We start from the raw sequence: 14,080 nt of genomic DNA, 5'->3' as shown, positions 1-14,080 counted from the left end.
CAATGCCCGGTATTTCACTTTGTCTCAAGTTGCGCAAGCGCCGACGCCAAAGCGTCCGGCGTCAGCGTGTGAACGGAGCCGTTTTCGGTATAAACGAGCACGCAATCGATACGCCTGCCAGGGTAGAGCGGTGCCAGGATTTCACGATAGATGGCAAGCTGCGCCTTGTGGGCAAAAGGGATCGCCTCTGCCGTCTGCGGCGGGACACGATTGGTCTTATAGTCGAGCACCACGACGCGCTCGTCGAAGACTGCCATTCTATCGACGCGACCCGAAACAGCGTGGTCGACTCCGCCGATCGTCAGCGTGCCCATGACCGAGACTTCCGCCTGTGCATGGGTTGAGAATACGGATTCGAGGCTCGGGTCCCGCAATAGTTTCACCACCGAATCGACTAGTTGCTGTCGTTCCGCTTCCGGCCAGAACGGCGCGGCACGCTTGGTGTAGCGCACAGCCGCATCCGCCTGTTCACCACGCGGCACATCCGGCAGCGTCTGCAGCATGCGGTGGAGAAGCCGCCCCTTCTCGAGCGAGCGATCCGGCTTGCCTTTTTCGGCGAAAAGCGGGGAGGCGATGAGGAGGTCATCGGCACCATCATCAACGATAGTTCCGACGCCGGACGGGCTAAGCGGGCGAGGCAGTTGTTTGCGCGGCGGCAGCGGCCTGTCCAGGCTGGGCGGGATCGACTCTTGCCTGGCGGTCTGTTGGATGCGTCCGAGCCGTTCAAAGCTTCGCTCCACCCGCGGAACTCTCCATTTGATTCCAGCCCAGCTATCGTCCGGTCCGGAAAATGTCGCGGCCGACACATGCGGATGACTGTGCGTCATCGCGGCGGAAATCATCGCATGCCAGGTGTCGGTGTTGGGCCGAATTCCCCGGTAGCCGCAAACGGTCAGCCGGTCGGCGGCCCGGGTCATTGCGACGTAGAGCAGCCGTCGATACTCCTGTTCTGCCAGCGATTGGATACGCGTCGCATCGGCTTGGGTCAGGGAGTTGCTGAGATCGCCGAGGGGAACCCAGGCCGGCATGGGCGGTTCGCCCTGTTCCTGCTCAAGTAGCCGAAGTTTTGGCATGTGCGAGGCCGTGAAGGCCTTGGACCCGCCGTCGACCAGGAACACGATCGGTGCCTCAAGACCCTTTGACGCGTGCACGGTCATGATCCGGACTTCGTTGCGACCCTTGTCCTGCTCACGTTTTACCTCTGGTGCTTCGATCTCAAGCGTTGAAATGAAGGACTGTAGGCCGGGTAGGCCCGCGCTTTCGTGGTCGAGCGCGAATGTCAGGAATTCATCGAGAATATCGCTGACCTCGGTTCCGAGCCGGGCAAGGAATTGTCGTCGCCCGCCGTGGCATCCCAGAACGCGCGCATAGAAGTCATGGACCGACAGGCTCTTAGATTCATCTAGGAAGAGCTTGAGGCGAGTGACGGCCGTTTCGAAGCGCGCGCTGCCGTCGGCGGCGAACTTCTGAACGTGAGCCCAGGCAGTCTCGCCCTCCGCGCGAAGGGCGGCGACTGCGAACACGTCGTCTTCGCCCAGATCGAGAAGCGGGCTCTTCATGAGCGCAGCCAAGGAGAGGTCATCTTCGGGCAATAGCAGGAAGCGGCCGAGCGCCATCAGGTCCTGCACTGCGATGTGGCTCGTCAGGCGCAGGCGGTCGGCGCCGGCAACCGGTATGTCGCCGCGTCGCTTCAACGCACGCGTCAGTGCGTTGACGAAGGCGTCGCGCTTGCGTACCAGCACAAGGATATCGCCGGCCTCGATCAGCCGCTCCTTGCCCTTCTCGACGATGGTTTCCTTGCCGACAAGATTGCCGATCGTGTGGGCAATGCGACGCGCGAGAACGGATGCCGGGGCGCTCTCCGGCGTGGCGTCAAAAGGTGCGGTCCAGTCCTCCTCCTTTATCGTCACCTCAGGCGCAACCATCTCCCAGAGGTCGACCGCGCCGGGGTGGCCGATGCGGTTGGAACGGTGAACCACGGGCTCGCCCGTCGCGCTCAGCCCACGAGCGTTCTCGGCCGGCGTGAAGATATGATCGACGGCGGCGAGCACATCCGAGGTCGATCGGAACGAGAGCGGAAGCCGCACCGTCGAGAAGGCAAGCCCGCCCTGGGAGACGCGCCGGCGCGTCTGCTGGCTTTCCTCCGAGAAGCGTTCGGGACGGGCGCCCTGGAACGAATAGATAGATTGCTTTTCGTCGCCAACGGCAAAAAGCGTCCGGACCGCATTGCGGGCACTTTCGCCGGAAAAGAAATCCGCCGCCAGCGACTGGATGACGCTCCACTGGATCGGGCTCGTATCCTGTGCCTCGTCGACGAGAATATGGTCGATACCCTGGTCGAGCTTGTAGTGGATCCACGGCCCCACGTCGCTCTTGTTCAAGAGCTCGGCCGTTCGCGTTATCAGATCCTCGAAGTCGAGTTGGCTGCGCTGCTGCTTGAGGTCGTCGTAGTCCTTGTTAAGACGGTCGGCGAGAATGAGTGCAGCACGCGTTGCCTCGTACATGCGCGCCGTTTTCAACCGATCGCGGCACAGTACGACATGCGCTCGCGCCGTTGCCACGGCGTCGATGAGCTCCGGCGCTTCGCTCGACATCGCCTTCACGAGAAACTGCGAATCCGTCTTCGGTTCTCCCTTGCCTGTCAGAAAGATTTTCTCCAGCAGCGAAGCGCGTCGCGCAGAGTCGCGCTCGCGCACCAGCGACCGTAGGCCAGCCGCAATTTCGTGCGCCTTGGCACCGCCATTTTGGTCAGCGACGTCCAAATACCGGTCGAGGACACTGCCGGTCAGGCCAGGAAGCGGCCAATACTCCTCGGCGATTCCAGTCGCCGTGTCATTGGCGGAAAGGCGAAGCTTCTTGCGCAGTACGACATCGAGGCCACCCTTGCGTTCCGCATCTTGCGTAAAGGCGCGGATTGCATTGCGATTGGCGATGATCTCTTCCAGCAGATTTTCCAGGCCCGACTCATCGCCAAGGTTGAGAACATAACCAAAGGCCTCCGCGAGCGCTGGATCGTCCTCTGGCGTCGTCGCGGTGAGGAGGAACCGTCGTGCATCCGCGAGAAGCGTTGCGGCTGCCCGATCGTCGAGCACGGAGAAGTGCCCGGCGACATTGGCTTCCAGCGGAAACTGGTGCAGCAGGGCCTCACAAAATGCGTGAATGGTCTGGATCTTCAGGCCGCCCGGTGTCTCCAGCGCTTTGGCAAAAAGCCGCCTCGCTTCCGCGCGCTTTCCCGCGTCCGGCGCCTTGCCCTCGATCCGCGCAATGCGTTCTTCAAGTTCTTCATCTGGCAGGACGGCCCACTCTGAGAGTCGTTCGAAGACGCGGTTCGACATTTCCGAGGCTGCCGCCTTCGTATAGGTCAAGCACAGGATTGCTGACGGACGTGCTCCGGCAAGCAGCAGCCGAATGACGCGCTGCGTCAGCACATGCGTCTTTCCGGAGCCGGCATTCGCCGAAACCCAGGCCGAGCGTTGCGGATCGGATGCGATCGATTGCTGGATGGTCGTCCAACTCGTCCAGGCGAGGGGATCGTCGTCCTCGGGCAATGTTGGTTCGTCATTCATCGCCGGCTGCCTCATCGCTCTCTGCGGCTGACCATTCGGAAACGCGCGCCAGATGATCGTAATCACCGCCGAAGTCGAACTGTTGTGCCGGCACAAGCCGCGAGGTGAAGCCCTTCTCGCCCGACTGCAGAAGCGCGACAAACTTTATCAATTGATCGATCGAGTCCGCGCCCAGATCCATCGCCGACTTCGCCTTATCGTTCCTGGTCGATGTCTCGTTGTTAACGGTATCGACCTTGAAGCGATCTCCCGGCCGCAGACGCACATAGAGAAGATCCTGCGGAACCAGACTACCCGCGTCCCGGAAGGCGCCGGCATGGAGCGCGGCCGCCTCCAGCGCCAATTGGGGATCGAGAAGGGCGCGCGCCTGCGCCGGAGAGGGATTGTGTCCAGTCTTGTAGTCGATGATGTCGGCGGTGCCGGTTCCGGTGATGTCGATCCGGTCGGCGACGCCGCTCAGGCGGACATTGATGGGCTCCAACTCGACACTGCCACGCACCTCCGTCAGCGTTCTTCGAATGACCGGTCGTCGCTGCGCCTCCCACTCGAGAAAGGCACGGGCAACTTCCCGGAAACGCGGACGCCACACCGCATCGATGTGCGCGGGGAGCTGCTGCGTATCGAAGAGCTCGGTCAGAATAATCTCCATCGCCGTTTGCGCTGCCGGTGTTCCGGCAACGTGGCCTTCGCGTACGAAGCGGTCGATGATCTTGTGATAGAGCGTTCCGCGTTCCGCAGCGCCAGGGTCTCGGTTGAACGGAGCGACCGGATCGAGGCGTAAAACGCGGCGCGCATAGATCGCATAGGGGTCACGACGCAGGCGTCCGACCTCGCTGAACGAGTACGACTTCGGCTGCATTTCCCGCGGTGGCGCCGGACTTGGACGGTGCGCGGTCGCCTGGCGGTCGCCTTGGTCGATCAGGTTTGCCCAATGCACGAAATTGTCGCCGCGACCCTTGAGTTCGGCTTCGAACACCTTTCCACCGAAGGCAAGCAGTCGCTGCAACCACCGCGACGCGACCGTCGGCGTCGACCCTTGCCTGAGCGCACGCGAATAGATGAGATGGCGCGTGCCATTGGCCATTTCGAAATCGTGCGCCAGTTGACCGATTCGCCGCTCCGGCGGCTCCAGGCCAATCTCCGTCTTCATCGTGCGCGAGACGAACGGGTTATTGGACGTTTGTCCAGGCCATGATCCTTCGTTCAGCCCTCCCAGGATGAGCGTATCTACGCTCTGGAGACGTGCTTCCAACGTGCCGAAGATGAACAACCTTGGATGGCTCAGTGCTCGTGGCTTTGCCGCCTGACCCGCCAAGAGTGCCGCGATGATATCGATCCACTGCGGACCGTCGGCGTCGATCTGCCCCTCGGTTTCGATGACTTCGCCGAGCATTGAAGCCAACGCGTTGCCAGCCTCGCCCGACCAGAGTGCCGCAAGGCAGCCACGCTCGTCGCCGACCGCTGCCTCCAGCGCGCGCCCGGTACGTCTTGCCCAATCGGAAAGCGCAAAGCTGGTCGTCAGGCCGCGTTCTTCTGGCAAGCTTCGGACAAGCGCGGAGGCCAGTGGTTCGGTGGCCGTAGCAACCCGGCGGGCTAGCGCGCGCGCGCGATCGACGGCATCGACCGGGAGCGCTTTACGCCATTGCGGCGCATGACGATCCAAGGCGTGCTCCGCCAACTGTTGTTCAAGAAGCGGCTCCAGCGCTGCGATGTCGACATCGGCGACGCCACCTCGCAGCGCCAGCAGCTCGAGTGCCGTTACCGCTTCGACAAGCGCGCTGCGCTCCAGTCCGAAGTGTGCCAACGGATGCTTGAGCAAGCCGACAATGGCGACGGGATCACCCGGGCGAAGCGTTGCCTCGAGCAGCAGTTGCAGCAATGTTCCCTGCGGTGTCGCGGAAAGCGGCGTGCCCGCGGAGTCATCCGCAATGATGCCGAAGCGTGACAATTCAGTGGTCACGCGGCGCGCCAGATTCCGATCAGGGGTAATCAGTGCCGCTCGGCTCTCGCCATCCTTGCCGGGCCGTTCGAGTGCCAGGCGGAGCGCGATGGCAATGGCAGTGGCCTCCTCTCGCTCATTGCCCGCTTCGATCAATGAGACGTCTGCAAATGCTGAAGAAATGGCAGTATCGGGCAGCCTTGCCTTCCAGGCGCCCCAATCACTGGTGGCTTCAGCCGGCGAGAGGGCATGCGATAGGATTTCGCTGCGCTGCCGTAACTCCTCGGCGGGCTCTGCCAACGACACTACGTCGTCGCGAGTAAGGCTAAGCCGTTTCAGAAGTTGAGCGAGGCCGTATTGCGAGTGGCTGCGGCTTGCTGGATCCGCGGGATGACTTTTCTGATCTTCTGGCGCCACCATTCGCCAATGTTCTTCCGGCATAGTGAGATCGAGACCTGGCAGCACGACAACGCCGTCCTGAAGATTGGCCACTGCCGCAATCAAGTCGGCCGTCGCCGGCACCGAGCCCGTCGATCCTGCAATGATAATGGGTCCCATCGGCGGGACCGTCGCAAAGCGATTTGCTTCGGCACGAAGGATGGCGTTGCGATGCCTTGCGGGAGACGATTTGCCGAGCTCGTTCAGTCTTTCCGGCCAGAAGGCGCTGGCGATCTGCAGGAATTCGGAGGTCAGCTGCCACCAGAGCGCATAGTCTTTCGCGTTCAATCGGGACAGTTCGGTCCAATCCCGATCCTCGGTCTCGATGGCGTCGATCAATTCGGCAAGATTGCGCGCAAGCCAAATGGCATCGGCCGGGCTCGCGGGAGCGACGAGCGGCGAATCGGAGTGGATGCTGCGCACGATCTCCGGCAGCCTGTTTCGCCAGGCAAGAATGAGGCGCGCGAGCTCCAGCAGGCGCGCAGTGTTCGATAGCGGCTGGGCAAGATCCAACGTCGCCGGCAGGGCTTCATCGAAATACCCGCTGTCGTCGTCGGTTTCGCCGAGCGGGCGGATGACCGGCAAGATTGCCGATCGCCCGCCAAGAAAGTCGACGAATTCGGAGCGAAGGACGCGTGCAGCACGTCTCGTCGGCAGATAGATGGTGACCTTTGAAAGCGACAGAGGGTCGTCGGGATCATACCGAAAACGGGGCGTCAATCTGCCGTCACAGAGGCCTTCCGCAAGGGTCTTCAGGAAAGGAAGCCCTGCTGGGATGGTCAAAATCCTTGGCCGGTGCTGCGCGGCCATCCGTCATGCAAACGTCCGGTAGCGCCGGATCGTTTCCTCCGCTTCGCCGATTGCCTCGGGCGTGCCGACGGTAAGCCAGTGTCCTTGGAGCACTGTGCCGTAGAGCCGTCCCCGAGAGATCGCCTTGTCGAAATAGAGATTGAGGTTGAACGGATCGGCCGGAGCGTCATCGAGGAACGATGTGTCCATGGCGATCGCGCCGGCGTAAACGACCGGGCTCGGCCCGGAATCGGCAAAGCGCGTCAAACGGCCATCCTTGGCCATGTTGAAATCGTTCTTGCCGTTGTGCCCGGTGGTATCTTCCAACTTCACGCAAAGCATGGCCATGTCCATGCTTTGTGGTTGAAAGAATCCGGCTAAACGTGTCAAGTTGCTCGGAACACCGGGACGCTCTCCGATCCAGAAAAGGTCGGCATTCGTGACGAAGACCTTGCCGGGAGCAAGCAGCTTCAGGCCCTTTGCAAGCCCACCGCCGTTGTTCATCAGCTTCTCGCGCTCGTCGGAGATAATGATCTCGAGGCCTTTGTATGAAGCCAAATGAGCCAGCATCTGGTCGACGTGGTGATGAACATTTACCACGGCCCTTTCGACACCGGCTTCCACAAGCGAATCCAACGCGTAATCGATCATCGCCTTACCGTCGATCTTCACGAGCGGCTTCGGGATGGTGTCGGTGATTGGCCGCATGCGGGTTCCAAGACCTGCAGCGAGAACCATGGCTTGCTTGATGCTCATCTGATCCGAGAAATTATGATTCGTCTGGCACTATTCCAGCCCTTACGAACCAGTCGCGCAAGGGGGCAAGCGTTTCGTGTTTCAACGCTACCGAAAGATAGGAGAGCGTGCGCGGCAGATGCTTCATGTAGCCGGGCTTTCCGTCCCTCTGCATCAAGCGAACCCAGAGGCCGGCAAGCTTGCAGTTGCGTTGCGTCGACATGATTGCCCAACTCTTCAGGAAGCGGGCCTCGTCGAATCTCCCCTGTGCTCTGCGCAGCGCTAGGTAGTCATCCATCAACTGCTGGAACAGATCGGGCGCGATTGTGACGCGCGCGTCTTGTGCGATCGAAGCGAGATCGTAAGCCGTGGGGCCGATCATCGCATCTTGGAAGTCGATCAATCCGACGCGCGCAATGCCCGTCTCGTTCTCTCGCCAGATGATATTCGGCGAGTGAAAATCACGAAGGAGAAGCCCCTTTTCGGAGGTCTCCAATTCGTCGATGAGCCCGTCCCAGATGGCGAGGTATTCGTTGCGCTCTGCATCGCTGGCAGCAGTGCCCCCGCGCCGCCACGGGAGATGCCAGTCGAGAACGAGGCGCACTTCCATCTTCATCGCCGTTCGGTCGAAGTCCGGGATGTGGTGGACATGGCTATCCGTGACGCGGATGTCCTGTGGGATTGTCAGCGAATGGAGATGCGCTAGGCAAGCGACGCTTGCCCGGTAGCGATCGCCGATGGGCTGGCCTTGCGTATCCAGAACACCGCCGGTGCCGAGGTCCTCCAGAAGCAGAATGCCTTGGTCGTAGTCGACCCGGTAGACCTCGGGTGCGGCAAAGCCCTCTTGTCGCAGCACATTCGCAATGGCGACAAAGGGATAGGCATTTTCCGCGATATGCGCGACTTTCGGATATGGCTTGCCGTCCAAGACCGGCGGTCCTTCCGGAAGCGGTGGCCAGTCCATCAGGATACTTCGCGTCCCATCGTCGGTATAGACGGCCTCGTAGGCTCGAAGAGAGGCGTCGCCTGTCAGAAAACGACGCTTCGCGCCGGGATATCCCGCGTCAACAAGGAAATCACGTATGGCAAGGACCCGACGGATTCGCGCGGTCTGCTTTTCCGGTGCTGCAATGGTCACACGACGCCCTTGGCCCTCGTGCTCCAGCTTCAGTGCGATCCGGTCTGCCGGCAGCTCGTCGCTCGCCATCTCAGGCCACTCCACCAGACAGATGCCGTCGTGGAGTGCTTCATCGAAGCCGAGTTCTGTCAGTTCGGCCGGATCGCTGAGACGGTAGAGATCGAAATGCGCGACGGGTATGCGCAGGTCATAGGCCTGCACTAGGGTGAAGGTGGGGCTTGGCACCTCAAGGTCGTCGTCAGCCGCCATCGCGCGAAGGAACGCACGGGCAAGTGAGGATTTCCCAGCGCCAAGGTCGCCCGAAAGGGCAAGGCAGTCTCCCAGCTTCAACGCCAGCGCCAAATCCTCCCCAAAGCGGATTGTTTCCGCTTCATCCTTCAGGAAGAGAGAAATGACAGGAGTACGCGCCATTATTCGGCTGCGACGGATGTCGGGAGATCGACCGAAGGAATCCGGCAGGTCACGATCGTGCCCTTGCCCGGCTGGCTGTCAATGGTGACCGTCCCATGGTGAAGACTGACGAAGCTGTCGACGATCGACAGTCCGAGCCCGGCGCCACCTCTCTTGCCGCTCTTTGCGCCAGTCGAGAACCGGTCGAACACGTTGGCGATCATGTCCTGCGAAATGCCGGGGCCGCGATCGCGTACGGAGAAGACAAAATCCGTCCCCTCGCGTCTGCACTCGAGCGAAATCGACGAGCCTTCTGGAGAGAAGTTGGATGCGTTGGAAAGCAGCTTCACAAGGATCTGCTTCAGTCTCTGCGGATCGGCAACGAGCGATCCCAGATGTGCTGGAGCGGTAATCTCGAGCGTCACGCCGCTTTCCTGAAGCCTGTCGGCGATCTGCATCGATACGTCGTCGAGCAGATCTCCGAGATCGATCGGCGAGTAATTGAGCCGCATGATCCCCGCGTCGACCGTGGCAAGATCGAGGATGTCGTTGACCAACGTCAGCAGGACTGAAGAGGAGGTGGAGATGTGATCGATGTATTCCGCCTGCCGGTCGTTCAGCGGTCCGAGTCCCGGCGTGCGCAGCAGATCGGTGAAGCCGATGATGTTGGTCAGTGGCGAGCGCAGCTCATAGGAAACATGCTGGACGAAGTCGTTTTTGAGCTCGTCCGCCTTGCGCAGCGCTTCGTTCTTTTCCGTCAGGGCGCGCTCGGCTCGGACGCTGTCGGTCATGTTGACGAAAGTCAGCATCGTCTGTGCATTCGGCAACGGAATGACGGCGTAGTCGAGCACGAGACCTGAGAACAGCTCGAGCGTTCCCTGGCTGGAGCGGCGCTCGTCGTCGAAGCTGGTGATCAGCTCTGCAAAGGTCTTCCATCCGTCAGGACGATCATAGGACTGAGAGCATGCCTCGCCAAGGGCGCGGATATGCGTGCTGGGTTTTGCCTCGGCCTCAGTGATTCCCCAGAGTGCGCGGAATGCGGGGTTTGAGAGGCGAATGCGCCCGTCCGGCCCAAAGACAGCAACACCTTCCGAGAGATGGTCGATCGTCTCGCCTTGAACCTTGAGCAGCGTATTGTAGCGTGTCTCGAGGTCGACCTGTTCGGTTAGGTTCTCGAACACCCAAGTGGCGCCGCCCTGCGGATGCGCTGTCGCAAAGACCCGCAGTGTCTGGCCGTTCGGCAAGTGCCAGAGGTCTGACTGAGTATCGAGCGCCCGGTAGACCGAAAGCGCTGCTTCCTTCCAGGATTTCCAGTTCAGTTGGTCTGGCAGCTTCTTGGCCGCACGCAGGCGCTCCAGCAGTTCCGCATTGTCGGGGCGCCTCTCGAGGAAGGCGATGTCCAGCTCCCAGAGGGAGACGAAAGCCTGGTTGTAGAACTGTAGCCGACGTTCGCCATCGAAGATCGCCACCGGCGTTGCGAGATGATCGAGTGTTTCGGCGTGGCTTTTCAGCGTCCGCTCCAATTCGGCGCGAACAGCTTCGATGCCGGAAACGTCGACGGCTATGCCGGCGGAGCCGCTTGGGACTTTCACATCGACAACGTCGAAGAAGGTGCGGTTGCCACGCACGACGGTCGAGATCTTGTCGTGGAATGGCGATTCGGTCGTCGCCGTGGCGCGGATGCGCTCGCGGGCAACCGTGGTCAGGAACTCGCGTCCTTCACTGACCGCCTGCTCCGGTGTCGGGGCCTCGACGGCTTCGCCATAGGCGTGATTGACCCAGGTCAGCCGCCCTTCGGTATCACGCTGCCATGCCGGCAGATCGATTGCATCGAGCATGCCCTGGAACGCTGAGATCGACGACAACAGCCTGTCCCGTTCGATCTTGAGCTCGGCAAGTTCGGCACGAAGATTGTTCAGTGCGACAAACCGGACGAATGCCCGACCGCCGGAAACCCGGCCTTGCGCTTCAAGGATTTCCTCGCGGTGGGTTTCAACGACCATGTCGAAGCTGTGGGCTGACCCGCGCAGGCCGTCGATCGCGTGCTCGAGCTCGGATGCAGAGTGGGACTTGAGCCACAGGCCGAAAGCAAGGAATTCGCCGTCCTGCGGTGCCCCGGTTTCAGCTGGAAGCTGACCGATAAGCTCAGGACGCTCATTGCCATTCCAGATTACAATCCGGCGATTCTTGTCGGCAATCAGCGCCTGGTACTGCGAGATCCGCTGTTGCGCGTCCGAGAGGGCGGAGCGGATTTCACGGCTTTCGCTTTCGAGGTTGCCGCGCTGGCGTACAACCCAGAGAGTTGAAAGCAGCGCGGCGGAGATTACGCCGATGACGACGGAGAGGCCGACAACCTGCGACGAGGTGAAGAGATGCGCGGATGCGATAGCCTCGGCCTCGACCTGCGCGAAAACCGGTGGCGCAATCGATGCGATTGCGGTGCCAGCGGCAAAAATCCGCGCCACACGAGCCAATATTCCTGGCTTCTCGGCGACGGTCTTTGAACTGTCGACAGGTTTCCGTTCACCTGAATAGAGCGGGCAGGAGCCAGCGTGAGCGCCGTTCTCCGCCTGTTCGACCAGGCTGTGCATCATTTCCGACATGCGCGGTATGTCTCCGTCCTTTAATGTGCCGCATCACGACAAGACATCCCATTTTCGAAGCAAACGGACACGTCCGTGGCCACGAATCGAGTGTTAAAACAATACTTCGGAAGGGAATCGGCGGGAAGGTGTGTGTCAAAAAATAAGGGCGCCGCATTTGTCAATGCGACGCCCCCTAGATGTTGTGGATATCAATCTGACGGTTAGTATCTGTAGTGGTCGGCCTTGAACGGACCTTGCGGCGTGACGCCGATATAGGCCGCCTGTTCTGCAGAAAGCTGCGTCAGCTTCACGCCGAGCTTGTCGAGATGCAGGCGTGCAACCTTTTCGTCGAGGTGCTTCGGCAGGATGTAGACCTGGTTCTGGTACTGCCCGGGCTTGGTAAACAGCTCGATCTGCGCCAGCGTCTGGTTGGTGAACGAAGCCGACATGACGAAGGACGGATGACCCGTGGCATTGCCGAGGTTGAGCAGGCGGCCTTCGGAAAGAAGGATGATGCGATTGCCCTTCGGGAATTCGATCAGGTCGACCTGCGGCTTGATGTTGGTCCACTTCAGGTTACGCAGCGCCGCAACTTCGATTTCATTGTCGAAGTGGCCGATGTTGCCGACGATCGCCATGTCCTTCATCTGACGCATATGGTCGATGCGGATGACATCCTTGTTGCCTGTTGTGGTGATGAAGATGTCCGCCGACGACACGACGTCTTCAAGCGTGACGACTTCGAAACCGTCCATGGCTGCCTGGAGCGCGCAGATCGGATCGACTTCCGTGACCTTGACGCGGGCGCCGGCACCCTGAAGCGAAGCGGCCGAGCCCTTGCCAACGTCGCCATATCCGCAGACAACAGCGACCTTGCCGGCCATCATCACGTCGGTACCACGGCGGATGCCGTCGACCAGCGATTCCTTGCAGCCGTACTTGTTGTCGAACTTCGACTTGGTGACGGAATCGTTGACGTTGATCGCTGGGAAGGGCAGGAGGCCCTTCTGGCTGAGCTGGTAGAGGCGGTTGACGCCTGTCGTGGTCTCTTCAGTCACGCCCTTGATGGCGTCGCGCTGCTTTGTGAACCAGCCCGGCGATGCGGCCAGACGCTTCTTGATCTGTGCGAAGAGGATTTCTTCCTCTTCGGAATGCGGGTTTGACAGCACGTCCTCGCCGGCTTCAGCTCGTGCACCGAGCAGGATGTACATCGTGGCGTCGCCGCCATCATCAAGGATCATGTTGGAAAGGCCACCGTCAGCCCACTGGAAGATCTTGTCGGTGTAAACCCAGTAGTCTTCCAACGACTCGCCCTTGATGGCGAAAACCGGAACGCCGGCAGCAGCAATTGCGGCTGCGGCATGATCCTGCGTCGAGAAGATGTTGCACGAGGCCCAGCGGACTTCGGCACCGAGTGCGACGAGCGTTTCGATGAGAACAGCCGTCTGAATCGTCATGTGCAGCGAACCGGTGATGCGCGCGCCCGTGAGCGGCTTTGCTTCGCCGAATTCGGCACGGCAGGACATCAGGCCCGGCATCTCGGTTTCTGCGATCGTGATTTCCTTGCGGCCGAAGTCCGCGAGGCCGATGTCGGCGACGACATAATCTTTTTCAGTGCTCATTGGGTTCTCCAGGCTGAAAAGCGGCTCAAATTCGAAAGCGCACGTGCATGCGCCAGATAGCGTCCACGCGGCATGCGCAGCTATGGTGGCCGTTTAGCAGGCTTCTATGGCGAAGGCAATAATGATATAAAGAAGTCTTTATATGTTTATATGAGCCGCGAGGGGCTCACATTTCCTCGCCGAACCGGTTCTGGATCAGCTCGTCGAGCGCGTCGAGCGCCTGTGCTGCCTGGTTACCGCTGGCGGAAACAAGGACGCTGGAACCGGGGCTTGCCGCCAGCATCATCAATCCCATGATCGACGTTCCGCCGACCGTCATTCCGTCTTTCGACACAGTGATGGCGGCATCGAAATTCTCCACCAGCTGAACGAACTTTGCCGAAGCGCGTGCGTGCAGTCCGCGCTTGTTGATGATCAGAATTTCTCGGGAGAGTGCCGTCATGGGCGCGGTGTGCTCACTATTTGCCACTGAGGACGCGGCTCGCGACGTTGATGTATTTCCGTCCGGCTTCGGAGGCTTCGACGAGTGCCTTTTCCATGTTGTTCTCGCCGCGTACGCCGGCAAGCTTGATCAGCATCGGCAGATTCATGCCGGCGATGACTTCCGTGTGGCCACTGCTCATAACGGATATTGCCAGGTTGGAGGGGGTACCACCGAACATGTCAGTCAGGATGACGACTCCATGGCCGTCATCGGCACGGGACACTGCTTCCAGGATATCTTGTCGCCTCTGGTCCATGTCGTCTTCGGGACCGATACAGACCGTTTCGATGAATTTCTGAGGACCGACGACGTGTTCGACCGCATGACGAAACTCTTCAGCCAGCTTGCCATGAGTGACAAGCACAAGTCCGATCATGATACTACTGCTCCTAAT

Annotated in this window: 8 protein-coding genes; all 8 read right to left on the bottom strand. The window is 60.5% G+C overall.

Features of this window, described 5'->3' with window-relative positions:
• Positions 1–14 precede the first annotated feature (14 nt).
• The 8 genes from addA to FHX09_RS20145 all read right to left on the bottom strand — a co-directional run bounded on the left by addA (position 15) and on the right by FHX09_RS20145 (position 14,062).
• Positions 15–3,566 (bottom strand): double-strand break repair helicase AddA, encoded by a 3,552-nt coding sequence (gene addA / locus FHX09_RS20180; protein ID WP_184450546.1) that lies wholly within the window; start codon positions 3,564–3,566, stop codon positions 15–17.
• Positions 3,559–6,753, bottom strand: coding sequence for a double-strand break repair protein AddB (gene addB / locus FHX09_RS20175; RefSeq protein ID WP_184450545.1), 3,195 nt, complete (start codon positions 6,751–6,753; stop codon positions 3,559–3,561). The genes addA and addB overlap by 8 nt, the downstream gene beginning before the upstream one ends.
• Positions 6,754–6,756: 3 nt before the next feature.
• A complete protein-coding gene (locus tag FHX09_RS20170; protein ID WP_007798046.1) occupies positions 6,757–7,488 on the bottom strand; it encodes a nucleotidyltransferase family protein in 732 nt (243 codons plus the stop codon).
• Between the two features lie 13 nt (positions 7,489–7,501).
• Entirely contained in the window at positions 7,502–9,016 is a 1,515-nt protein-coding gene (gene tsaE / locus FHX09_RS20165) for a tRNA (adenosine(37)-N6)-threonylcarbamoyltransferase complex ATPase subunit type 1 TsaE (protein WP_132592336.1), read from the bottom strand.
• On the bottom strand, positions 9,016–11,598 hold the full coding sequence (locus FHX09_RS20160; RefSeq protein ID WP_184450544.1) for a PAS domain-containing sensor histidine kinase: 2,583 nt from the start codon (positions 11,596–11,598) through the stop codon (positions 9,016–9,018). Before FHX09_RS20160 ends, tsaE begins: the two co-directional genes overlap by 1 nt.
• 203 nt (positions 11,599–11,801) lie before the next feature.
• Positions 11,802–13,202 carry an adenosylhomocysteinase gene (ahcY, locus tag FHX09_RS20155; RefSeq protein WP_132592332.1) on the bottom strand — a complete coding sequence of 467 codons (1,401 nt, stop codon included), beginning with the start codon at positions 13,200–13,202 and terminating at the stop codon, positions 11,802–11,804.
• A gap of 166 nt (positions 13,203–13,368) precedes the next feature.
• Positions 13,369–13,644 carry an HPr family phosphocarrier protein gene (locus FHX09_RS20150; protein ID WP_007798031.1) on the bottom strand — a complete coding sequence of 92 codons (276 nt, stop codon included), beginning with the start codon at positions 13,642–13,644 and terminating at the stop codon, positions 13,369–13,371.
• Between the two features lie 16 nt (positions 13,645–13,660).
• The gene (locus FHX09_RS20145) at positions 13,661–14,062 is read right to left on the bottom strand and encodes a PTS sugar transporter subunit IIA (RefSeq protein ID WP_007528763.1); all 402 of its coding nucleotides are present in this window, start codon (positions 14,060–14,062) and stop codon (positions 13,661–13,663) included.
• Positions 14,063–14,080: the final 18 nt, after the last annotated feature.

Origin of the sequence: Rhizobium sp. BK538 (assembly GCF_014197575.1) — a bacterium.
GTDB lineage: Bacteria > Pseudomonadota > Alphaproteobacteria > Rhizobiales > Rhizobiaceae > Rhizobium.
This window is presented reverse-complemented; position numbering and strand designations above follow the sequence as displayed.